This window comes from Arthrobacter sp. E70, from assembly GCF_058266945.1.
Genome location: NZ_JBYQFR010000005.1, coordinates 154,419 through 179,795, shown reverse-complemented (window position 1 = coordinate 179,795; position 25,377 = coordinate 154,419). Strand labels below are relative to the sequence as shown.

At 67.8% G+C, this 25,377-nt stretch carries 21 protein-coding genes and 2 tRNA genes; 13 read left to right on the top strand and 10 right to left on the bottom strand.

From position 1 onward, the window contains the following. Positions 1-72: 72 nt before the first annotated feature. Positions 73-468 (top strand): VOC family protein, encoded by a 396-nt coding sequence (locus AC3IMC_RS08140; RefSeq protein WP_490917906.1) that lies wholly within the window; start codon positions 73-75, stop codon positions 466-468. Positions 469-501: 33 nt separating this feature from the next. Beyond that, on the top strand, positions 502-879 hold the full coding sequence (locus AC3IMC_RS08135; protein ID WP_490917904.1) for a DUF1304 family protein: 378 nt from the start codon (positions 502-504) through the stop codon (positions 877-879). Between the two features lie 13 nt (positions 880-892). Here AC3IMC_RS08135 and AC3IMC_RS08130 read toward each other — a convergent pair whose 3' ends face one another. Continuing rightward, positions 893-2,080: an SLC13 family permease gene (locus tag AC3IMC_RS08130; protein WP_490917903.1), complete on the bottom strand. Its 1,188-nt coding sequence runs from the start codon at positions 2,078-2,080 to the stop codon at positions 893-895. A 59-nt stretch (positions 2,081-2,139) separates the two neighbouring features. Here AC3IMC_RS08130 and AC3IMC_RS08125 point away from each other — a divergent pair, with 59 nt between their 5' ends. The 5 genes from AC3IMC_RS08125 to AC3IMC_RS08105 all read left to right on the top strand — a co-directional run bounded on the left by AC3IMC_RS08125 (position 2,140) and on the right by AC3IMC_RS08105 (position 7,443). Next, complete coding sequence (locus AC3IMC_RS08125) at positions 2,140-3,525, top strand: cystathionine beta-synthase (RefSeq protein WP_490917901.1); 1,386 nt, start codon at positions 2,140-2,142, stop codon at positions 3,523-3,525. A gap of 25 nt (positions 3,526-3,550) precedes the next feature. Continuing rightward, positions 3,551-4,714: a cystathionine gamma-synthase gene (locus AC3IMC_RS08120; protein WP_490917899.1), complete on the top strand. Its 1,164-nt coding sequence runs from the start codon at positions 3,551-3,553 to the stop codon at positions 4,712-4,714. Positions 4,715-4,778: 64 nt separating this feature from the next. Next, the gene (locus AC3IMC_RS08115; RefSeq protein WP_490917897.1) at positions 4,779-5,285 is read left to right on the top strand and encodes a winged helix-turn-helix transcriptional regulator; all 507 of its coding nucleotides are present in this window, start codon (positions 4,779-4,781) and stop codon (positions 5,283-5,285) included. Beyond that, positions 5,282-6,637, top strand: a complete 1,356-nt coding sequence (locus tag AC3IMC_RS08110) for an MFS transporter (RefSeq protein ID WP_490917895.1) — start codon at positions 5,282-5,284, stop codon at positions 6,635-6,637. Before AC3IMC_RS08115 ends, AC3IMC_RS08110 begins: the two co-directional genes overlap by 4 nt. A gap of 35 nt (positions 6,638-6,672) precedes the next feature. After that, entirely contained in the window at positions 6,673-7,443 is a 771-nt protein-coding gene (locus AC3IMC_RS08105; protein ID WP_490917893.1) for an SDR family oxidoreductase, read from the top strand. Between the two features lie 21 nt (positions 7,444-7,464). On the opposite strand, the gene AC3IMC_RS08100 is transcribed toward AC3IMC_RS08105, so the two are convergent. The 4 genes from AC3IMC_RS08100 to AC3IMC_RS08085 are packed head-to-tail and all read right to left on the bottom strand — an operon-like array spanning position 7,465 to position 11,980. Then, positions 7,465-8,685 (bottom strand): acyl-CoA dehydrogenase family protein, encoded by a 1,221-nt coding sequence (locus tag AC3IMC_RS08100; RefSeq protein WP_490917891.1) that lies wholly within the window; start codon positions 8,683-8,685, stop codon positions 7,465-7,467. Continuing rightward, positions 8,682-10,175, bottom strand: coding sequence for an APC family permease (locus AC3IMC_RS08095; protein ID WP_490917889.1), 1,494 nt, complete (start codon positions 10,173-10,175; stop codon positions 8,682-8,684). Before AC3IMC_RS08095 ends, AC3IMC_RS08100 begins: the two co-directional genes overlap by 4 nt. After that, on the bottom strand, positions 10,172-11,383 hold the full coding sequence (locus tag AC3IMC_RS08090; protein ID WP_490917888.1) for a glutathionylspermidine synthase family protein: 1,212 nt from the start codon (positions 11,381-11,383) through the stop codon (positions 10,172-10,174). The genes AC3IMC_RS08095 and AC3IMC_RS08090 overlap by 4 nt, the downstream gene beginning before the upstream one ends. 3 nt (positions 11,384-11,386) lie before the next feature. After that, positions 11,387-11,980, bottom strand: coding sequence for a Tat pathway signal protein (locus tag AC3IMC_RS08085; protein WP_490917886.1), 594 nt, complete (start codon positions 11,978-11,980; stop codon positions 11,387-11,389). 179 nt (positions 11,981-12,159) lie between these two features. Here AC3IMC_RS08085 and AC3IMC_RS08080 point away from each other — a divergent pair, with 179 nt between their 5' ends. The 6 genes from AC3IMC_RS08080 (at position 12,160) to AC3IMC_RS08055 (ending at position 17,204) form a co-directional block, all read left to right on the top strand. Continuing rightward, positions 12,160-12,816 (top strand): MOSC domain-containing protein, encoded by a 657-nt coding sequence (locus AC3IMC_RS08080; RefSeq protein ID WP_490917884.1) that lies wholly within the window; start codon positions 12,160-12,162, stop codon positions 12,814-12,816. Positions 12,817-13,221: 405 nt separating this feature from the next. Continuing rightward, entirely contained in the window at positions 13,222-15,225 is a 2,004-nt protein-coding gene (locus AC3IMC_RS08075) for a DEAD/DEAH box helicase (protein ID WP_490917882.1), read from the top strand. A gap of 300 nt (positions 15,226-15,525) precedes the next feature. After that, a tRNA-Thr gene (locus tag AC3IMC_RS08070) sits at positions 15,526-15,597 on the top strand. Positions 15,598-15,658: 61 nt separating this feature from the next. After that, positions 15,659-15,732, top strand: a tRNA-Met gene (locus tag AC3IMC_RS08065). 93 nt (positions 15,733-15,825) lie between these two features. Next, positions 15,826-16,623 carry a membrane protein insertase YidC gene (yidC, locus tag AC3IMC_RS08060; protein WP_490917881.1) on the top strand — a complete coding sequence of 266 codons (798 nt, stop codon included), beginning with the start codon at positions 15,826-15,828 and terminating at the stop codon, positions 16,621-16,623. 23 nt (positions 16,624-16,646) lie between these two features. Beyond that, complete coding sequence (locus AC3IMC_RS08055; RefSeq protein ID WP_490917879.1) at positions 16,647-17,204, top strand: dihydrofolate reductase family protein; 558 nt, start codon at positions 16,647-16,649, stop codon at positions 17,202-17,204. Here AC3IMC_RS08055 and AC3IMC_RS08050 read toward each other — a convergent pair. Genes AC3IMC_RS08050 through AC3IMC_RS08030 form a run of 5 tightly spaced genes read right to left on the bottom strand, consistent with a single transcriptional unit; the run spans position 17,189 to position 25,355 of the window. Further along, the gene (locus AC3IMC_RS08050) at positions 17,189-18,409 is read right to left on the bottom strand and encodes an MFS transporter (protein ID WP_490917877.1); all 1,221 of its coding nucleotides are present in this window, start codon (positions 18,407-18,409) and stop codon (positions 17,189-17,191) included. The genes AC3IMC_RS08055 and AC3IMC_RS08050 overlap by 16 nt on opposite strands. A gap of 52 nt (positions 18,410-18,461) precedes the next feature. Next, positions 18,462-19,331, bottom strand: a complete 870-nt coding sequence (gene narI / locus AC3IMC_RS08045; protein ID WP_490917875.1) for a respiratory nitrate reductase subunit gamma — start codon at positions 19,329-19,331, stop codon at positions 18,462-18,464. A gap of 2 nt (positions 19,332-19,333) precedes the next feature. After that, positions 19,334-19,954 carry a nitrate reductase molybdenum cofactor assembly chaperone gene (narJ, locus tag AC3IMC_RS08040; RefSeq protein ID WP_490917873.1) on the bottom strand — a complete coding sequence of 207 codons (621 nt, stop codon included), beginning with the start codon at positions 19,952-19,954 and terminating at the stop codon, positions 19,334-19,336. Then, positions 19,951-21,645, bottom strand: coding sequence for a nitrate reductase subunit beta (gene narH / locus AC3IMC_RS08035; RefSeq protein ID WP_490917871.1), 1,695 nt, complete (start codon positions 21,643-21,645; stop codon positions 19,951-19,953). Before narH ends, narJ begins: the two co-directional genes overlap by 4 nt. Continuing rightward, positions 21,645-25,355 carry a nitrate reductase subunit alpha gene (locus tag AC3IMC_RS08030; RefSeq protein WP_490917870.1) on the bottom strand — a complete coding sequence of 1,237 codons (3,711 nt, stop codon included), beginning with the start codon at positions 25,353-25,355 and terminating at the stop codon, positions 21,645-21,647. The genes narH and AC3IMC_RS08030 overlap by 1 nt, the downstream gene beginning before the upstream one ends. Between the last annotated feature and the right edge of the window lie 22 nt (positions 25,356-25,377).

The window sequence follows — 25,377 nt, the reverse complement described above, 5'->3', positions numbered from 1 at the left end:
CAGGCCCCGGCTAGGATCACCGCGTGCGGCGCCGGACCACCGCGCCGCAACCTGACAAACAGGAGGACCGCCATGGCCGGAGTAGTGCATTTCGAAATCCCCGCGGACGACCAGGAACGGGCCCGGAAATTCTACCGGGACGCCCTCGGCTGGCGGATCGAACCGGTGCCGGGAATGGACTACAACATGGTCATCACCACGGGCATGGATGACGCTGGCCAGTCAACCACCCCCGGCGCCATCAACGGGGGCATGATGGCCCGCGAAGGGCAGATCACGAGCCCCGTCATCACCGTCGATGTGCCGGACATCGACGCTACGCTCAAGAGCGTGGCGGAATCCGGCGGTTCCGTGGTCATCCCCAAGAACGAAGTCCCAGGCATGGGGTACACGGCCTACTTCAAGGATTCCGAAGGCAACGTGATGGGCCTGTGGGAGAACCTCCCAGCCGGGGACGCCGGTGCGTAGCAGCGGACGTCGCGGCAGCGCCGGGGCATCGCCATGAGTACGCTAATTCAGGTGCTCGCCGTCATCACCGCGGCGGCCCTCATCACCGTCGGCCTCCTTGAAGCCTTCCGCTACAAGGACCAGCGCCTCCACCCGATCTTCCTGATCAAGCCGGAAGACACCGCGGCGGTACGGCTATGGACGGTCAACGTGGGCTTCTACAACATCGTCTGGGGTTTGTTCGGGATCTCCGGAGTGGTCCTCGCCAACACCGGCGAAGCCACGGTGGGGCGCACCATCGTGGCAATGATGGCCATCGCGCACGCCATCCTGGGCATGGTGCTGATCATCAGTGAACCCAAACTGTGGATCAGCGGCATTGGCCAGGCCTTCCTCCCTGCCGTCATCCTCTGGCTGATGTTCGCCGGGTAAGCGCAGTCCGTGCTCAGTGCGTTCCGGTGACCACCCAAAGGGCCAGGACGGCAAGCGGCACGGTCAGCGCAGCCGCCACCAGCCCTGCCACAGCGAACCCGCCCCACCGGATGGGAACATTCAGGACGCGGAGCCGCTCGTGCCAGAGCAGCGTGGCGAGGGAAGCCCACGGGGTCACCAGCGGGCCGAGGTTGACCCCGATCAGCAGGGCGGCAAGCCGGGCAGGCGAACCGGCAACAGGCTCCAGGGCCAGGTAGGCGGGCAGGTTGTTGGCGGTGTTGGCCGCGCCTGCACCCAAAGCGGCCACCTGCAGCAGCGCGGGCAGGCTCTCGCCGGAACCGGCCACCGCGGCCAGCAGGGAGGCCAGGCCCTGGGCATGCAGTGCCTCCATGATCATGAAAAGGCCCACGGTCAGCATGAGCGGCCGCCAGGGAACCATGGACCAGCGCAGTGCTGATCGCCGGCGGCGCAGGAAGACCGCCAGCAGCACGGCGGCCGCCGCCAGCGCCGGGTACTGGACAGGCACCCCGGACACGAGTGCGGGCAGCAGCACCAGCAGCGTGCCTCCCGCGGCCTTCAGGAGGGTCCGGTCGCGGACGGGATGCGCCGGCTGCGGCCCGTACCTCCCGTGCAGATCGCGGCGGAATGCCAGCCACAGCAGGACAAGGGGGACAAGCAGGCCCACCAGGGCGGGTGCCCACACCAGGCCCGCGAAGCGCCACGGGCTGAGCCCCAGCCGGTCCTGGGCCAGCAGGTTGGTCAAGTTGGAGACCGGCAGCAGCAGGGAAGCGGTATTGGCCAACCAGATGCTGGTCAGCGCGAACGGCAGCGGCGGAATGCGGGCATGCACCGCCAGGAGGACCACCACGGGCGTCACCAACACTGCCGTCGTGTCCAGGGACAGGAACACCGTGGCCACCGTGGCCACCGCCACCACCAGGAGCCAGAGCAGGAACACCCGTCCCCTGCCCAGGGCAGCCAGCCGGTCGGTCACCACCCGGAACAGCCCGGCCTCGTCCACCAGTTCCGTGACCAGGGACATCGCCAGCACAAAGGCCAGGATGGGAATGGTCCGGGACGCCAGCTCACCAAAGGCGGGAAGGGGGAGTGCCCCGGCTGCCAGGGTGGCCGCTCCGGCTGCCAGCGCCGCCCCGGGCAGCAGGTAGCTCCGGGCCGTTTTTGACCATGCGAACTGCTTCACCGGCCTATCCTCGCATCCTCGCCGGGGCTGGGCCTGCAGGAAGCGGTAGCTTTGTACCTATGAAGTACGCCAAGTCCGTCCTGGACCTCATCGGCAATACCCCGCTCATCAAGCTCAACCATGTGACCGACGGCATCAAGGCCACCGTTTTGGTCAAGCTGGAGTACCTGAATCCTGGCGGATCCATCAAGGACCGCATCGCGGCGCAGATGATCGAGGACGCCGAACGCGACGGCAAGCTCAAGCCCGGCGGCACCATTGTGGAGCCCACCTCGGGCAACACCGGCGTGGGCCTGGCCCTGGTGGCCCAGCAGAAGGGCTACAAGTGCGTCTTCGTGGTCCCGGACAAGGTGGGCGAGGACAAGCGGGCCGTGCTGCAGGCCTACGGGGCTGAAGTGGTGGTCACACCCACCGCCGTCCCGCCGGACAGCCCGCAGAGCTACTACGGAGTCTCGGACCGGATCACCCGTGAGACGCCCGGGGCCTTCAAACCGGACCAGTTCTCCAACCCTGCAGCGCCCGGCAGCCACTACAAGACCACCGGGCCGGAAATCTGGCGGGACACTGACGGCAAGGTCACCCACTGTGTCATTGGCGCGGGCACGGGCGGAACCATCACCGGCACGGGCCGGTACCTCAAGGAGGTATCGGCTGACCGGCCGGAGTCCGACGGCGGGGTGGTCCGGATCATCGGCGCCGACCCCGAAGGCTCGGTCTACTCAGGCGGTACCGGGCGCCCCTACTTCGTGGAGGGCGTCGGCGAGGACATGTGGCCGGCGAACTACGACAAATCCGTCCCCGACGAAGTGATCGCCGTCAGCGACGCGGACTCCTTCGCGATGACGCGCCGGCTGGCACGGGAAGAGGGCCTGCTGGTGGGCGGATCGTCCGGCATGGCGGTGGTGGCCGCCCTGAAGGCGGCGAAGGACCTGCCGGAAAGCGCCGTCGTCGTGGTCATCCTGCCCGACTCCGGGCGCGGGTACCTGGCCAAGATCTTCAGTGACCAGTGGATGCGCTCCTACGGCTTCCTTTCCGGCGGCGAGGAAACCTCCGTGGGGGAGGTCATCAAGTCCAAGAATGGCGAGCTGCCGGACCTGGTGCACATCCACCCGAACGAATCCGTCCGCGATGTCATCAACGTCATGAACGAGTTCGGTGTCAGCCATATCCCGGTCCTGTCACAGGAACCGCCGGTGGTCATGGGCGAGGTCCTCGGCGCCGTGGACGAGCGCACCCTGACCGCCAAGCTGTTCCGCGGCGAGGCAAAGCTCACGGACAAGATCTCCGAGCACATGGGCCCCAAGCTGCCCGTGATCGGATCGCTGGAAAGCATCTCGGCCGCCCGGGAACTGCTCTCGGACGTGGACACGGTGATGGTCACGTTCGTGGGCGCCCCCATCGGCATCCTGACCCGGCACGACCTGCTGGCATACCTCAGCAACTGAATTGCGTTACCCATAAAGGAGCACCATGACCGCCTCTGAGAACCAAGGCTTCAACACCCGCGCCGTCCATGCCGGCCAGGCCTTCGAACCACGCACCGGCGCAGTGGTCCCCCCGCTGCACTTCAGCTCCACCTACGCCCAGGACGGCATCGGCGGGCTGCGCAGCGGATACGAGTACGGCCGCGGCGGCAACCCTACCCGGGATGCCCTGCAGGAACAGCTGGCCGCGCTGGAACTGGGCACCCACGCCTACAGCTTCAGTTCGGGGCTTGCGGCGGAGGACGCCCTCATCCGCGCGCTGACCCGGCCCGGGGACCACATCGTGCTCGGCAACGACGCCTACGGCGGGACCTACCGGCTGATCAGCCGTGTCCTCGGTGACTGGGGGATCGGCAACACCCCCGTGGACATGGCCAACCTGGACACCGTCCGGCAGGCCGTCGCCGCCAACAAAACCCGCTTCGTCTGGGTGGAGACGCCGTCCAACCCCCTCATGAAGATCACCGATATTGCGGCGCTCGCAGGCATCGCGCACGACGCCGGGGCCCTCCTGGTGGTCGACAACACCTTCGCGTCGCCCTACCTGCAGAACCCGCTCGCCCTGGGTGCCGACGTCGTGGTCCACTCCACCACCAAGTACATCGGCGGCCACTCCGACGTGGTGGGGGGCGCCGTCGTGGTCAAGGACGCGGAACTGGCGGAAAAGATCGGCTTCGTCCAGTTCGCCGTGGGTGCCGTGTCCGGGCCCATGGACGCATTCCTGACCACCCGCGGCCTGAAGACGCTGGGCGTGCGGATGGACCGGCACAGCGAGAACGGCCAGGCCGTGGCCGAGTGGCTGCTGGAGCGTCCCGAAGTGGAGGCCGTCCTGTACCCGGGGCTGCCCTCCCACCCCGGCCACGAGCTGGCCAAAAAGCAGATGCGGAAGTTTGGCGGCATGGTGTCCGTGCAGTTCAAGGGCGGTGAAGCGGCAGCCCGGAAGGTGGCCGAATCGACGTCCGTGTTCACGCTGGCCGAGTCCCTGGGCGGCATCGAATCGCTGATGAACTACCCGTCGGAGATGACGCACGCGTCGGTCAAGGGCACCGAGTTGGCCGTGCCGGTGAACCTGCTTCGCCTGTCCTGCGGCATCGAGGACGTGGAGGACCTGATCGCGGACCTGGAGCAGGCCTTCACCTCGATCCCGTAGTTACAGGGGAATCAGTACCAAGGGAACCCTGGCTTTCTTGAGAGAAGTCAGCTAGGGTTCCCGTATGCCCCTTCGATCTGACTGGTCCCAACGCACCTGCAGCATGGCCCGCGGCCTGGACATCCTGGGCGACCCCTGGAGCCTGCTGGTCCTGCGGGAGGTCTTCTTCGGCAACGGCCGCTTCGACGCCATGAAGACCCGGCTGGACGTGGCGGACTCGGTGCTGACCAAGCGTCTTGCAGGCCTGGTCGAGTCCGGGCTGCTGGCCAAAAGGGCGTACGACGACGGCGGCCGCACCCGCCAGGAGTATGTCCTGACACTGATGGGCGAAGACGCCCTGCCGGTCCTGAACGCGGTCACCATCTGGGCGGAGAAGCACCTTCCGGCACCGTCGGACAGGGCACACATGTACGTCATCCATGCCGGCTGCGGGCAGCGCACCACCTCCGCCGACACCTGCACCGAATGCGGGGAACGGCTCACCGCCGCCAATACCAGCTGGCACAGCCAGGCCAGGACGGAGCACCCTGTCCCGCTGTCCACCGCATCCCCGAAAGGGTCCGCCGCATGAGCACTCTTCCCGGCAAGGCAACAGCACCGGAAGAAGCCGCGGCACTGCAGCCCTCACCCGGTCCACGCCGCCTCCACCCCGCCTGGATCGTCGCGGCCGTGGCCTTCCTTGCCTTGGTCGGCGCCGCCGGATTCCGGGCAGCGCCCGGAGTGCTCATGGTCCCGCTCCAGCAGGAGTTCGGCTGGTCCACCACCGTGCTGTCCGCGGCAGTCAGCATCAACCTGGTGCTCTTCGGCCTCACCGCCCCGTTCGCCGCCGCCCTGATGGAACGGTTCGGCATCCGGGCGGTCACGGCAACCGCCCTGGTCCTGATCGGGACGGGCAGCGCACTGACGGTGCTGGTCAACCAGTCCTGGCAGATCCTGCTGACGTGGGGCCTGCTGATCGGGCTGGGGACAGGCTCCATGGCGCTGGTGTTCGCGGCAACCATCGCCAACACCTGGTTCATGAAGAGCCGGGGGCTGGTGATCGGCATCCTCACGGCCGGCAGCGCGGCCGGCCAGTTGGTCTTCCTTCCCTTTATCGCCATGCTGGCCCAGGATCCCGGCTGGCGCCAGGCCTCCCTGCTGATCGCGGCCGGTGCCCTCGCCGTGGTCCCGCTGGTGCTGAAGTTCCTCAAGAACTCGCCGGCCGACGTCGGAGTGTTGCCATACGGCGGCGAAGCCGAAACAAGCGCGCCGGCTGCAACCCAGGCCGGGGCACGCACCAACGCCGCAGTCCGCGCCCTCCAGGTACTCCGGCGCGCCAGCAAAGTCCGGACGTTCTGGGCCCTGGTGGCTGGCTTCGCGATCTGCGGGGCCACAACGAACGGCCTGATCGGCACCCACTTCATCCCCTCCGCCCACGACCACGGCATGCCCGAAACCACCGCGGCCGGCCTGCTCGCCGTCGTCGGAATCTTCGACATCGTGGGCACCATCGCCTCCGGCTGGCTCACCGACCGTTTCAACCCGCGCGTCCTGCTGGCCGTCTACTACCAGTTCCGCGGCATCGGCCTGCTGGTGCTCCCGCTGCTGCTGAACGCCGAGGTCCAGCCGAGCATGATCGTCTTCGTGGTGATCTACGGCCTGGACTGGGTGGCCACCGTGCCGCCCACGGCAGCCATCTGCCGCGAGACGTTCGGTGCGGACGGCAGCGTGGTGTTCGGCTGGGTCTTCGCCGCCCACCAGTTGGGCGCGGCGGGTGCCGCGCTTGCCGCCGGCGCCCTCCGCGATGCCACCGGCCACTACACGTACGCATGGTTCGGCGCGGCCGCCATGTGCACCATCGCCGCCGTCATCAGCGCCACCATCCGGCGGCACCGGGCCCCGGAACCCAGCAACGCCGGTGAGACTGAGCCGGCAGCCGCCTGAATCCGGGGAGCAACGGCCAACGCTAGGCTGGTCCGATGGAATCCGTCGTACCTGTTCCCGTCCGCCCCGTTGCCCTGATTACCGGAGCCGGACGGCTGGCCGGCATCGGCGCCGGCATTGCCCGCCAGCTGGCGGCCGACGGCTGGGACCTCGTGCTGTCCTACTGGGCTGATTACGATGCCCGCATGCCGTGGGGGAGCGAGCCCGAGGACGTGGTCCGCCTCACCGCGGAGCTGGAGGCCATCGGTGCCAGGGTCCATGCCCTCCCGGCCGACCTGCAGGATCCCGGCGTCCCGGACCGGCTGGTCGCCGAAGCCGTGCAGCTTGCCGGTCCCCTCCAGGCGCTGGTGCTCAGCCACGCCGAATCCGTCGATTCGGGGGTACTGGACACCACCGTGGAGTCCTTTGAGCGCCACTTCGCGGTGAACACCCGGGCCAGCTGGCAGCTGATTTCCGCCTTCGCGCGGCAGGCAGCGGACGACGGCGGCGCGATCGTTGCGCTGACCAGTGACCACACAGCGTTCAACCTTCCCTACGGCGCCTCGAAGGGGGCCCTGGACCGGATCGTGATCGCCGCCGCACGGGAGCTGGGGCCGCAGGGCATTTCCGCGAACGTCCTGAACCCGGGCCCGGTTGACACGGGCTGGATGGACGACGAGGTCCGTGCCGCGGTCCTCGAGCGGCAGCCGACGGGCCGGCTGGGCACGCCTGCCGACGTCGCGGGTACGGTGGCCTTCCTGCTCTCACCGGCCGGCCGGTGGGTGTCCGGGCAGCTGATCAAGGCCGACGGCGGCTTCTCAGCCTAAGTGCCGCCCTCCGGCCCGCCCTCAGTGGAAGGCGCCCAGGCCGGTGATGTGCCGGCCGAGGACCAGGGTGTGCACCTCGTCGGTGCCCTCATAGGTCCGCACCGACTCCAGGTTGGCGGCGTGCCGCAGCGGGGAGTAGTCCGTGGTGATGCCGTTGCCGCCCAGGATGGTCCGCGCCTCGCGGGCCACCGCAATCGCCTCACGGACGTTGTTCAGCTTGGCCAGCGAGATCTGCTCGGGCCGGATCCTGCCGGCATCCTTGAGCCGGCCCAGCTGCAGCGCCAGCAGGGTGCCCTTCTGGATCTCCACCAGCATGTTCACCAGCTTCTCCTGCGTGAGCTGGTAGCCGGCCAGCGGCTTGCCGAACTGCAGCCGCTCCAGCGAGTACGCCAGGGCCGCCTCGTACGAGTCGCGGGCAGCGCCCATCGCACCCCAGGCGATGCCGTAGCGTGCCTCATTGAGGCAGGTGAAGGGACCGCGGAGCCCCCGCGCCGCCGGGAGTAGCGCCTCCGGACCCAGCCGGACGTCGTCGAACACCACGTCACACTGGATGGAGGCGCGCATGGACAACTTCTGTTCAATCGGCGTGGATGTCACTCCGGGGGTCCCCGCCGGCACCAGGAATCCGTGCACGCCGTCGTCTGTCATAGCCCACACCACCATCACCCCGGCCACCGAGGCCAGCCCGATCCACCGCTTGGCACCGTTGAGTACCCAGCCGGCATCGTCCCCGCTTCCGTCCCGCTGGGCGAAGGTGGCCATGGACGCGGGATCGGATCCTGCGGTGGGCTCGGTCAGGGCGAAGCAGCCGATCACCTCGCCGGCGGCCATCCGCGGCAGCCACTCCTGCTTCTGCTCCTCCGAGCCCCACGTGTGGATGGCGGTCATGGCCAGGGAGCCCTGCACCGAGACGAAGGTGCGGATCCCGGAGTCCCCGGCCTCCAGTTCCATCGCCGCCAGGCCGTATTCGACGGCGGACCGGCCCGGGCAGCCGTAGCCCTCCAGGTGCATGCCGAGGACCCCGAGCTCACCCAGTTCCTGGGCGAGCTCTACGGGAAAGACGCCGTCCTCGTACCAGCGGGCGATGTCCGGCCTGATCCGTTGGTCGGTGAAATCGCGGACCGTCTGGCGGAGGCCCAGTTCCTCCACGGACAGCAGGGAGTCCAGGTTCAGGACGTCCGACGGGTCTGCCGTCATGGCTTCGCCTGCCATTTCTTCCCCCATCATTTCTTGGCCGGTCATTTCGTCATCAGGAAGTAGCCGCGGGTGGCGGGCAGGAACCGGCAGACCGCGGCGAGCACTACGCCAAGCGCCAGCAGCAGCACACCGCTGACGAAGGCGCCGCCAACACCGAAGATTTGCGTGTCGCCGTACGCCGGGTCCCACATCTGGACGGCCGAGACGAAGAACGCGCCGGTCAGCAGCAACGCACCCAGCAGGGGCAGGATGCCGCGGAACCAGAGGTTGCGGGTGGATTCACGCAGGGTTCCCCGGAAGTACCAGAAGCAGGCGAACCCGGTCAGGGCGTAGTAGAACGCGATGAACAGGCTGATGGCGCTGATGGAATCCGCGAGGAGGTTCTCACTCAGGAAACTCATGGCCACGTAGTAGGCAGCCGCCGCGCCGCCCATCACCTGGGTGGAGAAGCCCGGGGTCTGGTTCTTCGGATGGACTTCACCGAACTTCGCCGGCAGGGCACCGTGGACGCCCATGGAGAGGGTGCCGCGCGCGGTGGGCAGGATGGTGGTCTGGGTTGAGGACAGGACGGAGGCCAAAACCGCGACGACGATCAGCCAGCCCCAGGGACCCAACACCACGTCCTTCATGGCGAGGAAGACGTCGTCCTGGTTGGCTTCGTTGCCCAGCCCGATTCCTTCCGAGCCGACGGTTGCGTACATCATCACCAGCAGGGCCACGGAAACATAGATCGCGACGAGCACGAAGGCCGAGATCACGGCGCCGCGGCCCGGGGTGGTGGATGGGTCCTCGGTTTCCTCGTTCACCGCCAGGCAGGTGTCCCAGCCCCAGTAGATGAACAGGGCCAGGAGGGCGCCGTGCACCACGGCACCCGGGTCAGCGAAGGCGCCAACGGGGTTGAACCACTCGACATCAAATGCCTGCCCCTCTGGTGCCCCGCCCACGATCCGCACCACGATGGCCAGCGCGAAGATGCCGAGCGCGATGTACTGCACATAGGTCAGCACCCGCTGCACGTGCTCGCCCAGCCGGATGCCACGGTAGTTCACCAGCGTCATCAGCACGATGAACAGCAGTCCCGTCCCCGTGACCAGCACCTTGTTCTGCGCCAGCGATCCGTCGCCCACCAGCAGCCACAGGTACTGCCCCGCCACCTGCGCGAGGTTGGCCAGGACCACGATCCCGGCGAGCGCCACTCCCCAGCCGCCCAGCCAGCCCGCCCAGGGGCCGAAGGCCTGGCGGGACCAGGTGAAGGTGGTGCCACAGTCCGGAATGGCGCTGTTGAGTTCGCGGAACGCGTAGGCGATGAACAGGACCGGGACGAAGCCCAGCAGGAGGATCAGGGGGGTGTAGTTGCCGTTGACGGCAACGATGAGGCCCAGGGTGGCGGCCAGTGAATACACCGGTGCGGTGGACGCCAGCCCCAGCATCACGGAGTCGCCAAGGTCCAGGATGCCGGCGCGCAATCCCTTGGCCGGCACCGGGGTGCGCGGCCCGCCTCCGGGCCCTCCCGCCGTCGTTATCTCTGTACTCATAGGGCGATACCTGCCTGGGTGGTGTTGGCCACGGCCGAGAGCGGCGCCGGCGCGTCAATGGTGTTGGGCACGAAGCGGCAGAAGTAGTCAGTGACCGGCCCGTCCGATTCCCGGATGCCGCAGCCCACGGACTCACCGTCCACCACCCACAGGCCCAGGACCGGATGGTTGCCGTCAAAGTCCGGCAAGGGGTGGTACTGCTGGTAGCACCAGCCCTCCCGGCCATAGCCGCCGGGCTGGTTTAGGTTGATGCCGTCGGCATGGATGCGGATGTTGTCCCCTTCGCGGCCATGCAGCGGCTTGCCCACCCATTCCTTCAGCGGCCCCGGATCCGTGAGGTAGGCGGGGAGCAGGTTGGGGTGGTTGGGGTAGAGGTGCCACAGCGCGGCGAGCAGGGCCTTGTTGGAGAGCAGCATCTTCCAGGCCGGTTCCACCCACCGCGGGTTGTGCGCCCGCTCCAGCAGCCGGGGGCCGAACGGCTCCCGCATCATCAGTTCCCACGGGTAGAGCTTGAAGATTGTGCTGATCATAAAGTTGTCCAGGTCCACGAAACGGTTGAGGTTGGGGTCCCAGCCGATATCGGACATGTTGATGCCGATGGTGGTCCACCCCGCCTGGCCGGCGACATCGCGCATGTAGGCGGCGGTCATCCAGTCCTCGCCGGACTCCTCCACCTCGCAGTGCGCCACGTGCAGGGTGCTCATGCCGGTGCGGTACTGGAACTTCTTCCACTGCCGGATCAGCGCCTCGTGGATGCCGTTCCACTGGTCTTTCTCCGGGAACACGTCCTGCAGCCAGAACCACTGGGCCACGGCGGCCTCGATCAGCCCGGTAGGGGTGTCGGCGTTGTACTCGAGCATCTTGGCCGGGCCGCCCTGCCCGTCATAGATGAAGTCGAACCGCCCGTAGACGTCCACATCGCCGGCCTGCAGGGACTCCGCCGCCAGCTCGAGGGCCTGGGGTCCGATGCCGATGCTGCCCATGGCCCCGGTGGCCAGGAACCTGGCCGCCTCCAGGCACATCCGGTGCATCTCCTCGGCGGCCACCTCCAGGGTCTCCACCTCGTCCATGGTGAACTCGTAGTAGGCGGACTCGTTCCAGTACTCGATTTTCCGCCCGTCATCCATGGTGGTGGTGGAGAAAACCAGGCCCTGCTCTTCGATCTTCTGCTTCCAGCCCGACCGGGGCTCCGAGAGTAGTCTTTTCACCGCTCAGCCACCCGAGACCTTGCTGCCGCCGCCGCTGGAGCCGCTCTTGGCGCTGGTGCCGAAGCCGCCGCGGCTGACGGTGCCGCCCTTGGTGCTGTACCCGGTGGAGGCCTTGGCCCCGCTGGGGATGGTCCGGGTGTAGTTGGGCGCGGTGGAGCGGTTCTGGCCGATGGATGGAACACTGGCGCCGCGGGAGTAGAAGTACCAGGCGTAGATGCCGCCGCTGCGGCCGGCGGAGCTGTCGCAGTTGGTGTCCGCCACGCGCTCGCCGGTCTCGTCGTTGAAGCACACCTGCGCGTACTCGGGGTCATCCTCATTGCTGGCAACCACGGCCGTGATGGTTCCGGCCAGCAGCGCGGTGACACCCAGCCCCACCACCACGGTGCGCCGCTGGGAACGCTTCTTCCGCGCTGCCGCTTCGTTGAGCTGCTTTTCCCTTTCCCTCGCGAAGGGGTCAACCGGCGTGACGGGCTCGTTCAGGAGCTCCGGGCGCAGCTCAGGTTTGGGGACCTGCCAGGGAGGAGGCTTGGGCGTGTCCTCCCCGCCGGATCCGCCGGGCGGCGGCGTTCCGTCCGGGTCTTTTTGGTTCGAGTCCACGGTGTCCCCTTCGTCGTTCAGGTGAATCGGGCACAGCGCTGCACCCCCCAATGCAATCCTCGCTTCAGCGTAGTACCTGGCGGTGCGGCCTGCGAGCAGTACGGCGCTTGGCGGCAGGGGAGAACTGCCCATCTTCCGGCCGCCGGGGGCGCAGCACCGCCGAACCCTAGACTGATGCCATGGAAACAGCTTCAGTCCTTGCCGTCTGCCGCGTCCACCAGCTCCTGCCGGACGCTTCCAACGTGGGCGTCACTGCCATCGACAAGCGGCCTGCCGAAGGGCCGGTCAAAGTGCACAGGCTGGGACTGCAGGGTGATATCCAGGCCAACCGGGTCCACCACGGCGGCCAGGACCAGGCCATCTACGCCTACTCGCAGGCGGACGCCGACTATTGGGCCGGCCTGCTGCAGCGGGACGTCCCGCCGGGAGCGTTCGGCGAGAACCTCCGGGTAGCCGGCATCGATGCAACATCGGCCGTCATCGGCGAGCGCTGGAGGATCGGGCTGGACGTCGAGCTTGAGGTCACATCGCCCCGGACCCCGTGCGCCACCTTCCAGCGGCGGCTGGGGGAGCGGCAGTGGGTCAGGCGCTTCACCGAGGAAGGCCGGGTGGGAGCCTACCTGCGTGTCCTGAAGACCGGCACCATCCAGGCCGGCGACCACATCCACCGGACCTACGTTCCGCAGCATGGGATCACGGTGGGTCAATGGTTCAGCGAGCCTGACGCCGAGTCCATGGAGGCGCTCAAGGACGCGGATGCCGAGGGCCGGATCCGCCTGCAGCAGCCGGAGTTCAGCAACAAGTTCGCGGCCTTGGAACGGCAGCTGGGTCTCTGACGGAAGGAAGTACGACGGCGGTAGGTGAGGGTGTGCCCAAGCTCACCTGCCGCCGTCGTCCGCTCAATTAACGGTCCGGGGGCCCGGTGCCCTACACTGGATACATCCCCCACTCCGGAAATCCCTTATTCCTGCCCAATTTTTGAGGCAGGACTGGCAAGTGTTGGGGCCCGCGCAAGCGATGCGGGCATTTTCATAGGGAGAGCCGGCTAAAGAAAACGCTGTACAGACTGCTGGGATAGCAGCCAAGAGATGCAGCGCGAAGTCCTGCCACGGGATTGCGAAAGCGCCGGACTTCTGTGACCGGCCGGTCAACGTTTGCCCGGCACCATCGGCACGTGTACTGCGGCCCCGCTCACCTCGGGTAGTGCCGCCTGGCCCCCTATGGATGAGGAATAACTCCCTATGCCCGAAAACCAGAATGAATCCGCCGCTGTTATCGAGGACGCCCCCGTGGCTGCTGCCGAGGCTCCCGTAACCGCTCCCGCCGCTGAGGCTCCTGACGCTGCGCAGAACGACGACGAGAACACCGTGAAGTTCGCCGACCTCGGCATTGACGGCCGGGTCCTGGCCGCCCTGCAGGACGTCGGGTACGAAAAGCCGTCCCCCATCCAGGCAGCCACCATCCCGCTGCTGCTCGAGGGCCGCGACGTTGTTGGCCTGGCACAGACCGGTACCGGCAAGACTGCAGCATTCGCAGTGCCGGCACTGTCCCGCCTGGCCGAACTCCACGACCTGAACGGCCCGTCCCGCAAGACCCAGGCCCTGGTCCTGGCCCCCACCCGTGAGCTCGCGCTGCAGGTGGCCGAGGCGTTCACCTCCTACGCCAAGCACATCGACGACTTCACGGTGCTGCCCGTCTACGGTGGCTCCGCCTACGGTCCCCAGCTTGCCGGCCTGCGCCGTGGCGCCCAGGTGGTTGTTGGTACCCCCGGCCGCGTGATCGACCACATCTCCAAGGGCTCCCTGGACCTGTCCGAACTCCAGTACCTGGTGCTGGACGAGGCTGACGAGATGCTGCGCATGGGCTTCGCCGAAGACGTGGAGCAGATCTTCCAGCAGACCCCCGAGGACCGCCAGGTGGCGCTGTTCTCCGCCACCATGCCGGGCCAGATCCGCCGCATGTCCAAGCAGTACCTGAACGACCCCGCCGAGATCTCGGTCAAGACCAAGACGTCCACGGGCACCAACATCCGCCAGCGCTACCTGCAGATCATGGGCCCGCAGAAGCTGGACGCCATGACCCGCATCCTCGAGGTGGAAGAGTTCGACGGCGTGATCGCCTTCGTGCGCACCAAGATGGCCACCGAGGACCTGGCTGACAAGCTGAAGTCCCGCGGCTTCCAGGCTGCCGCCATCAACGGCGACATCCCGCAGCAGCAGCGTGAACGCACCGTTGACGCGCTGAAGGAAGGCCGGATCGACATCCTCGTGGCCACCGACGTCGCAGCCCGCGGCCTGGACGTGGAGCGCATCAGCCACGTCATCAACTACGACATCCCGCACGACACCGAGTCCTACGTGCACCGCATCGGCCGCACCGGCCGCGCGGGGCGCAACGGTGACGCGATCCTGTTCATGACGCCGCGGGAGAAGTACCTGCTGCGCGCCATCGAAAAGGCCACGCGCCAGCCGGTGGAGCAGATGCACCTGCCCACCGCGGAGACCGTGAACACGCTCCGCCTGGGCAAGTTCGCCGACCGGATCACCGAGACCCTCGCCTCCGAGGACGTCTCCATGTTCCGCGACCTCATCGCTTCCTACGAGGAAGAGCACAAGGTGCCGGCAGCAGAAATCGCCGCGGCACTGGCAGTCATGGCGCAGGGCGGGCAGCCGCTGCTGGTCAAGGAACTGCCCGCTGCTCCCGAGTTCCAGAAGCGCGAACGCTCCAAGGACGGCTTCGGCTCCCGCGGGCCCAGCCGCCAGCTGACCGAAGGCAACGCCACCTACCGGATCGCTGTGGGCCGCCGCCAGCGCGTCATGCCCGGCTCGATCGTGGGCGCCATCGCCAACGAGGGCGGCATCTCGTCCTCGCAGATCGGCGGCATCGACATCCGCTCGGACCACTCCCTGGTGGAGTTGCCCGCAGACCTGAGCCAGGACCAGCTGCGCGCCCTGTCCCGCACCCGGATTGGCGGCGAACTGATCCACCTGGAGCTGGACAACGGCCGCAGGCCTTCCGGAGACCGCCCCAGCTACCAGGGCAACCGCGGCGGCAACTTCAAGGGCAGCGGCGGGTTCAAGAAGGAATTCCGGAAGAACGACGGCGAGCGGTCCTCGGCTGACCGCGGCGGCCGCTCGTACAGCGAGCGTTCCGAGCGTTCCTTCGGCCACGGTGACGGGTCCCGCAAGCCCCGCCACGGCGGCGACAGCGGACACCGCGACTTCAACCGCAAGGGCAAGTGGTAAACCTTCCGCGGGTATGAGTGATTGACGACGGCGATGGGCCGGCTTTCGAGCCGGCCCATCGGCGTTTAACGCCAAGCCGCATGTGGGGCTGGACACATTCCGACCGCGGAATGGAGGCGGAGGGCGCCGGAAAGTGCTTGTCGCCGTCGTCCGTCCTGCCTCCCGCCAGCTCTACAGCCCCGGAATTCCGCGGAAAACGGAGCTTCGGGGCGGCCGGGATGCAACTGTTGCAGTGTCCGGGAGTGGCGCCGGACGCCGATTTGTTGGTGCGGAAATCTTCCGGTAGAGTATTTACTCGTTGCCCCCCTAGCTCAGTGGTAGAGCGCGTTCTTGGTAAGAACGAGGTCACCGGATCGATTCCGGTGGGGGGCTCTGAATGAGGGCCTGTGTCAAGGCGGTTTTGACCGGCTTGACACAGGTTTTTCTCATTCGTGGCGGTGTAGCTCAGTTGGTTAGAGCGCACGACTCATAATCGTGAGGTCGGGAGATCGAGCCTCCCCACCGCTACAGGACAAGCCCCTTGGATCGCACGGATCCCGGGGGCTTTCCTGTTTCCCCAATCCGCAGTAGCTTGGCAGCAACTGGCGGACAGGGGATTCGGTGGACTTCTTCACAGCGGTCATGGAACCGTTCCGGTGGCTGGTGTCGGTCATCATGGTCGCTTTCCACGACGGCCTGGCGGGCCTGGGCATGCCGGCGTCGGACGGCCTCACGTGGACGCTGTCCATCATCGGGCTGGTGCTGGTGATCCGCGCCGCCCTGATCCCCGTATTCCTGGCCCAGGTCAGGGCGCAGCGCCGGATGCGGCTCCTCCAGCCTGACCTGATGGCACTGCAGGAAAAGTACCGCGGCAAGACGGACCAGCTGTCCCGGCAGGCCATGGCCCAGGAACAGATGGCCCTGTACAGGAAGCACGGCACCAACCCGCTCTCGGCCTGCCTGCCCCTGCTGATCCAGGCCCCGTTCTTCCTGGGGCTATTCCAGGTGCTGTCCGGGATTTCGAATGCCGCCGGGCGGGGCGAAGGCATCGGAGCGATGGGCCGTGACCAGGTGGCGCAGTTCGACGCGGCGAGCATCGCCGGCGTGCCGCTGTCCGCTTCGCTGCTTCACGGCAGCGGCAACCCTGCAGCCCTCGCCGTGCTCGCCGTCGCCATGATCCTGGTGATGACTGCCTGCCAGTTCCTCACGCAGAAACTCGTGGCCGCCCGGACCCTGGACGGGCAGGACGCGGACAGCCCCCTGGTGCGCCAGCAGAAGGTCCTCCTGTACGTCCTGCCGGTCGTCTTCGCCGCGGGCGGGGTCTTCTTCCCGATCGGCGTCCTGGTCTACTGGACGGTCTCCAACCTGTGGACCCTGGGGCAACAGTTCCTGGTATCCCGGCAGCCTAGGCGCGACTGAGTTCCGGCGGCAGAATGGTCCCCATGGGCCATTTGATCTACTCCGGAATCGCCTCCCTCGACGGCTACACCGCGGACAAGGCCGGGAACTTTGACTGGGCTGCCCCGGACGAGGAAGTCCACGCCTTCATCAACGACCTGGAGCGTGATGTGGGCACCTCCCTCTATGGCCGGCGCATGTATGAGGTGATGAAGGCCTGGGAGACCATGGGCACGCCCGATGACCCGCCCGTGATCCAGGACTATGCACGGATCTGGCGCAGCGCGGACAAGGTGGTCTACTCAAGCTCCCTGGGCGGCGTCTCCACGGGCCGGACCCGCCTGGAACGGCAGTTCCTTCCGGATGCCGTGCAGGACCTGAAGAACGCCAGGGAGGGAAGCATCAGCATCGGCGGCCCCACCCTGGCCGCCCATGCCCTCAGGGCGGGGCTGGTGGATGAGTGCCAGGTTTTCGTGACTCCTGCCGTGGTGGGCGGCGGCCTGCGGTTGTTTCCGGACGGCTTCGACGCCCGGTTCGAACTCCTGGACGAGCGGCGGTTCTCCACAAGCGGCGTGGTGTACCTGCGCTACGGTGCCCGCTGAACCGCGGGCGCGCCTGACCGGGCCTGCACCGCGAAGAGGGTGAAGAGCAGTGCCACCAGGGCCGTGCCCACCAGCAGGAGCAGCCCGATCGAATAGCTGCGCGTCGCGGCGTCGTAGGTAGCGCCCATGACCAGGGGCGGGAAGTAGCCGCCCAGGCCGCCCGCTGCGCTGACGATGCCGCTGATGCTGCCCACCTTTCCCGCCGGCGACAGGACGCCCACCCAGGCGAACACGCCACCCGTTCCCAGGCCCAGCGCCGCGGCCATGGCGACGAACGTGGCACCTGCCGGGACTTCGCCGTCGGGCCGCAGGTTCACCACCCAGCCCAGCACGGCGACGGCGGCCAGCGAGACGAGCACCACGGGCTTGGGGCCCAGTTTGTCGGCCAGCACCCCGCCCACGGGACGGGCAAGCACCGCGGCCAGGGCAAACCCTGCGGTGCGGGCTCCGGCGCCCGCAGGATCGAAGCTGTAGACGTCCCGCAGGTAGGTGGGCAGGTACGTGGCGAAGGACACGAAGCCGCCGAAGACCACGGCGTAGAGGAAACACATCTTCCACGTGACCGGGGTCCTGGCCGCGTCCAGGAGCTTTGGCATCACGGGGGCGTGGTTGGGCGCCCAGCCGGGGGACTCCTCCATGAAGAACCAGACCAGCGCCGCCATTGCCGCCAGGACACCGGCGATCAGCAGGTGCGTTGGGAAATAGCCGATCCCGGCCACGAGCCGCGGGTTCAGGAAGGCGGCCAGCGCGGTCCCTCCCATGCCCGCCCCGAACACACCGGTGGCGAAACCCCTGCGGGCAGGTTCGTACCAGGCACTGACGAAGGGGATTCCGACGGCGAACACGGTCCCGGCCACGCCCAGCAGCAGCCCGGCGCCGAGCACCAGCGCGAAGGAGCTGACCAGGCCTCCCACGGCCACCAGGAGGATCGGGAGGATGGCGGCGAGCAGGACGAAGGTGAACATTACCCTGCCGCCATACTTGTCGGTCAGGGTCCCCACCACGATCCGTCCCAGGGAACCCACAAACACCGGCATGGCCACGAGGATCCCGGTGGTGGCGGGCGTCAGTTCCAGGTTCTGCGTATAGAACGCACCCAGCGTCGCCACCGAGTTCCACGCCCAGAAACCCGCGACGGACGCGGCGGTGGCCAGCGCCAGGTTCAGGCCGCGCCCCGTGGCCGCGGAGGTTGTTGTTCCGGACATTGCTGACTCCTTTTGTGCGGCCTGTGGAGGCGCGGGGCTGGGGCGGGGCGGGCTAGCGGTTGTGGGTGTCCCGGTCCGGTGTTCCCACCGGCGACCAGCCGCGCCGGGCCGCAACCTGCGACCGCGTGCCGGCTGCTGTCCGGTCCCTGCTGCGGCCCCCGGTCCGCTGGATACGCCGGCCATTGGCGGTGTCCCGGGAGCGGTAGACGATGTACGGGCGGAACAGGTAGTGGAGGGGAGCGGTGAAGGCGTGCACCAGCCGGGTGAAGGGCCAGATGACGAACAGCGCCATCCCCACCAGCGTGTGCAGGTGGAACGAGAACGGTGCGGCCGCCATCGCCGCGACGTCCGGCTGGAAGATGAACAGCGAACGGAACCACGGCGCCACCGTTTCGCGGTAGTTGTGCCCGCGCTCGCCTTCGAAGACGCTGGCCAGGGTGGTCCAGAGGCCGAACACAATGGCCGCCGTCAGCACCACGTACATGGTCTTGTCGTTCCTGGTGGTGGCCATGAACACCGGCCCGGTGGTGCGGCGGCGGTAAATCAGCAGGGCGATCCCGCCCAGGGTGGCCACGCCCGCGATGCCGCCCACCAGCAGCGCGTTGAAATGGTAGAACTCCTGGCTCATCCCTACTGCCTGGGTCCATGCCATGGGGATCACCAGGCCGAAGAAGTGTCCGGCGATGACCGCCAGCAGGCCGAAGTGGAACAGGGGCGAGGCGATCCGGAGGAGCCGTGATTCGTACAGTTGCGAGGACCTGGTGGTCCAGCCAAACTGGTCGTACCGGTAGCGCCACACCAGCCCGCCTACCAGCACCACCACCATCACGTACGGCAGGACGCCCCACAGCACGGTGTCCCACGTGGTGATGACGACGGCGGCTCCGGGCCCCGTCTGCAGCGCCGCTTCGAGTGCGTGCATGGTCAGGTCCTCCATACGGGCAGCAGCCGGGGGTCATAGGGGTCCAGCCCCACGGCTTCGGTGGGCGGGCCGAGTCCGGCCATGCGCATGACGGCCTGCTCGTCCTCGGGTGACTTCCCGGGAAGCGTGCCGCAGACGGCGGCGAGGATCCGGGCGTGCGGCAGCCGGTCCCTGAGCAGCCCGAGGCGGAGCATCTCCAGGCTGGGGCGGTAACTGGCCAGCAGTTCATGGCCGGCGGCGAAGTCCACCCTGGCCGCATATTCGAGCACCATGGGCAGGTAGTCCGGCAGTTCGCCGTCCAGGTCCACCAGGACGTCGCTGCGCCGGTACGCCTCCTTGAACGCGGCCAGCACCTCTCCGCGCCGGCGGGTGTCCCCATCCGTCCAATAGCTCAGGTGCAGGGCGTGGCGCCGGCCCAGGTCGAACTCGCTGACGTACTGCGCCTGCAGGTCCATCGCGGGCGTGCGTTCCAGCAGGTCCAGCACCGGTGCGAAGTCCGGCAGGGCGCCGTCGAACTCGGCCAGGGCTGCCCGCATCAGCGGCACCCGGGCCACCAGCTCCTCGTCGGGGTAGGACAGGCACCAGGCGGCAGCCAGGTACACCACCCGGTCACGGCGGCTCATGGCCGCTCTCCTGGACCGGACCCGGCTCCGGGCGCTGTGGGACTGTCCGGGAACAGCCCCGGCGGCGCTCCCCGGCCGTCCCAGTTCAGCAGGTTCACCCGGCCGCGCAGGCCCGGTCCCGACGCGATCTCGTCGGTGGTCTGCCGCTCGCGCAGCGCGTGGAACGTGTCCACGGCCACCGGGACGGGCCTGCCGCTCGCCTCGCCAAGCGGCGAGGAATCCTGCATGCCCGGACCGCCGTCGAAATCCAGCGAGCAGCCCAGCTCCTCCAGGTTGTGGGCCTGCTCCACATGGGCCTTGGGGATGACGTAGCGCTCGCTGTACTTGGCGATGGCCATCAGCCGGTACATCTCGTACATGGACTGCCCGTCCATGCCCACCGCTTCGGCGATCGATTCGTCCGGGTCCTCGCCCAGGCTGATGCCCCGCATGAAGGAACGCATGGCCGCCAGCTTCCGGAGCACGGCGGTGACCCGGGACGTATCCCCGGCGGTGAAGAGTTCGGCGAGGTATTCCACCGGGATCCGCAGCGCGTCGATGGCGCCGAACAGGTTGCCGTGGTCCTCGCCGTCGTGGCCCTGGTCCCGCAGCAGGTCCACTACGGGGGACAGCGGCGGCACGTACCAGACCATCGGCATGGTGCGGTATTCCGGATGCAGCGGCAGGGCCACTTTATAGACCTTGGCCAGAGCGTAGACGGGGGAGCGGCGGGCGGCGTCGATCCAGTCCTCGGGGATCCCCTGCGCCCGCGCCTCGGCCTGGACGGCGGGGTCGTGGGGATCCAGCAGCACGTCCATCTGGGCGTCGTAGAGGTCCTGCGGGTCAGTGACGGATGAAGCCGCGGTGACGGCATCGGCGTCGTACAAAAACAACCCCAGGTACCGCAGCCGGCCCACGCACGTCTCGGAACACACCGTGGGCAGGCCCACCTCCACGCGCGGGTAGCAGAACGTGCACTTCTCGGCCTTGCCGGTCTTGTGGTTGAAGTAGATCTTCTTGTACGGGCAGCCGGTGACGCACTGGCGCCAGCCGCGGCACCGGTCCTGGTCCACCAGCACGATCCCGTCCTCCACGCGCTTGTAGATCGCCCCGGACGGGCAGGAGGCCATGCAGGACGGATTCAGGCAGTGCTCGCAGATCCGGGGCAGGTAGAACATGAAGGTCTGCTCGTAGGCGAACTTGATCTTGTCCTCCGACTCGCGCCGGACCCTTTCCACCAGCGGGTCCAGGTGGCCGTTGTCCCGGGAGCCGCCCAGGTTGTCGTCCCAGTTGGCGGACCAGGTGATTTTGGTGTCCTCGCCGGTGATGAGTGATTTGGGCCGGGCCACCGGGAAGTCGTCGCCGAGCGGGGCGTCCACCAGGGTCTTGTAGTCGTAGGTCCAGGGCTCGTAGTAGTCGTTGAGCTCGGGCTGGACCGGGCTGGCGAAGATGCCGAACAGCTTCTTCACCCGGCCGCCGGCCTTCAGGACCAGCCTGCCGCGCTTGTTCAGCGACCAGCCCCCGTACCAGCGGTCCTGGTCCTCGTAGCGGCGCGGGTAGCCCTGCCCCGGCCGGGTTTCCACGTTATTGAACCAGACGTATTCGGTGCCGGCACGGTTGGTCCAGGCCTGTTTGCAGGTCACGGAGCACGTGTGGCAGCCGATGCACTTGTCCAGGTTCATCACCATGCCCATTTGGGCCATCACCCGCATCAGTACTGCACCTCCTGGGACCGGCGGCGGACCGTGGCCACCATGTCGCGCTGGTTTCCGGTGGGGCCGAGGTAGTTGAAGGCGTAGGCCTGCTGCGCGTAGCCGCCGATCAGGTGGGAGGGTTTCACCAGCAGCCTGGTGACGGAGTTGTGAATGCCACCGCGCCTGCCGGTGGCCTCCGACTTGGGTACGTCGATGGTGCGCTCCTGGGCGTGGTGGACGTACACAACGCCGGCAGGCATCCGGTGGCTGACGATGGCGCGTGCCACCAGGACACCGTTGACGTTCACGCACTCCACCCAGTCGTTGTCCCGGACCTTGATCGCGTCCGCGTCGGCGGGGCTCATCCAGACGGTAGGGCCGCCCCGGGAGAGCGAGAGCATCAGCAGGTTGTCCTGGTACTCGGAGTGGATGGACCATTTGGAGTGCGGTGTCAGGTACCGGACCGTCACTTCCATGGACCCGTCGGAGCCCAGGCGCGGTTCGCCGAAGAGCCGGTGCATGTCCAGCGGCGGCCGGTAGATGGGCAGGGCCTCGCCGATGTCGGTCATCCAGTCGTGGTCCAGGAAGAAGTGCATCCGCCCGGTCAGGGTGTGGAAGGGCTTGAGCCGTTCGATGTTGATGGTGAATGGTGCGTACCGGCGCCCGCCCGTCTCCGAACCGGACCATTCCGGGGACGTGATCACCGGCACCGGGCCGGCCTGGGTCTGGGCGAAGGTGATGGATTTCTCCTCGGAGCCTTCCGAGAGGTCCGCCAGCTTCCTCCCGGTGCGCGCCTCTTGGTCCTTGAACCCCTGCACGGACAACGCGCCGTTGGTGGTCCCGGAGAAGGCCAGGATCGCCTCGGCCATCTTCGCGTCGGTGTCCATCGCGGGGCGGCCGTCCGCGGCGCCGCCCAGCATCACGCCGTTGGACCGGCTGAGCCGTTCCAGCGGTCCGGCCAGTTTGTAGGTGACGTTCTTGACGGTGAAGCCCAGTTTGTCAGCCAGGGGTCCGACGGCGGCAAGCTTGTCCGCGATGGCCGTATAGTCCCGCTCCACCACAGAGAAGACGGGCATGTTCTGCCCGGGCACGGCCGGTATGTCCGGATTCCGCCAGTCCCGCACCACCCCGCCCGGCTGGGCGAGCTGGCCTGGGGTGTCATGCTGCAGGGGCACGCTCACGAGGTCTCGCCGCACGCCGAGGTGGGTCCTTGCCTGGCGGGAGAACTCGCGGGCCAGCAGGTGGAAAGTGTCGAAGTCCGTCTTGGTTTCCCAGGGCGGGTCGATGGCCGGGCTGAAGGCGTGGACGAACGGGTGCATGTCAGTGGAGGAGAGGTCGTTCTTTTCGTACCAGGTGGCCGCCGGGAACACGACGTCGGACAGGAGCGTGGTGGAGGTCATGCGGAAGTCGGCGGACACCAGGAGGTCCAGCTTCCCTTCCGGCGCCTGGTCGTGCCATGCCACATCCTTGGGTTTCAGTTCGGCGGCACTGTCCGGGCCCATGACGTTGTGGTGCGTCCCCAGCAGGTTGCGGAGGAAGTACTCGTTGCCCTTGGCGGAGGAACCGAACAGGTTGGAGCGCCACAGCACCAGGGTCCGCGGCCAGTTTGCCGGGGCGTCCACGTCCTCGATCGCCGGGTTGAGGGTGCGGTTCTTCAATGCTTCGGCGATGTAGGCGGGGGCGTCGGCAGCGGTGCCGGCGGCGACGGCGGCCTCCGCCTCGTCCGCGACGTCCAGCGGGTTCCGGTCGAACTGCGGGTAGAAGGGCATCCAGCCGAGCCGCGCGGACTGGGCCAGCGCGTCCGCGGTGTGCATGCCGTCCAGGTTGCCGGTGGACAGCGGCGACTTCAGCGCGTCCGCGGAGTAGCCGTCCTGCCGCCACTGGTCCGTGTGCATGTACCAGTAGCCTGTGCCGATCATGGTGCGCGGCGGCCGGGACCAGTCCAGGGCGTTGGCCAGGGACACCCAGCCAGTGATGGGCCGGGTCTTCTCCTGCCCCACGTAATGCGCCCAGCCGCCGCCGTTGCGGCCCATGCAGCCCGTGAGCATGACCAGGGCCAGGACTGCCCGGTAGGTGGTGTCGCCGTGGAACCACTGGCAGATGCCGGCGCCCATGATGATCATGGACCGGCCCTTGGACTGTTCGGCGTTGCGGGCGAATTCGCGGGCCACCCGGATGCAGGCCTGGGCCGGGACGCTGGTGATTTCCTCCTGCCAGGCGGGCGTGTAGGGGGTGGCGGCGTCCTCGTATCCTGCGGCCCAGTCGCCGGGCAGCCCCTCGCGGCCCACCCCGTACTGGGCCAGCATCAGGTCGAACACAGTGGTCACCAGCTCGCCGTTGACCTCGATCACCGGCACGCCCCGCCGCAGGATGCTGCCGGCACCGCCGGGGTCCTCGAAGCAGGGAAGGAGGATTTTGGCGCTCGCCGCGGACACGTCCCGCAGGGACAGGGCGGGTTCGATTCCCTCGAGGTCGAGGTTCCACTTGCCCTCCCCGCTGCCTGAGTACCGGAACCCCATGGATCCGTTGGGGACCACCGGCCGCCCGGCCTTGGTGTCGAACAGGACGGTGCGGAACGCCGCATCCTCCGCCGTGGACTCCCCGGGGACGTCCAGGGCGGTGAGGAATTTCGACGGCGTCAGCGCGCCGTCGTCGTTCCTTGCCAACCGGACCAGGAACGGAAGGTCCGTGTACTGCTTCACATAGCCGGTGAAGAAGGGCACCTGCCGGTCCACGAAGAATTCCTTGAGCATCACGTGCCCCATGGCCATGGCCAGTGCGGCGTCCGTGCCCGCCTGGGCCGGCAGCCATTCGTCGGCGAACTTGGTGTTGTCCGCGTAGTCCGGGCTGACGGTCACCACCTTGGTGCCCCGGTATCGGACCTCCGCCATCCAGTGCGCGTCCGGCGTCCTGGTGACCGGGACGTTGGAACCCCACATCATCAGGTACCGCGCGTCCCACCAGTCCCCGGATTCCGGGACGTCGGTCTGGTCCCCGAACACCTGCGGGCTGGCGACGGGAAGGTCGGCGTACCAGTCGTAGAAGGAGGTCATCACGCCGCCGATGAGCTGGATGAACCGGGTTCCCACCGCGTGCGACACCATGGACATGGCCGGGATGGGGGAAAAGCCGGCGCAGCGGTCCGGGCCGTAGGTCTTGATGGTGTTCACGTGGGCCGCGGCCGCGATCTCGATGGCTTCCTGCCAGGAGACCCGGACCAGTCCGCCCTTCCCGCGGGCCTGCTGGTAACGGCGCCGCTTTTCCGGGTCCGCCGCAATCTCGGCAAAGGCCAGCACCGGATCACCGAGCCGGGCCTTGGCTTCCCGGTACATCTCCACCAGGACCCCGCGGGCGTACGGAAAGCGAACCCGGGTGGGGGAGTAGGTGTACCAGGAAAAGGCTGCCCCGCGCGGGCAGCCCCTGGGTTCGTATTCCGGGCTGTCCGGGCCCACCGACGGGTAGTCGGTCTGCTGGGATTCCCAGGTGATGATGCCGTCCTTGACGTACACCTTCCAGGAACAGGACCCCGTGCAGTTCACGCCGTGGGTGGACCGGACCACTTTGTCGTGGCTCCAGCGGTCCCGGTAGAAGATGTCGCCCTTGCGGCCGCCTTCCCGGAACACCGCCCTGCCGTCCCCGGTCTGGTCCCATTTCGTGAAGAAACGGCCCAGCTTCAACATTGTCTCTGATGCGGGTCCGTCCAACCCCGCTGCGGGTCCGGCAGCCATTCCTTCAAGCTAGGGTGGTGCC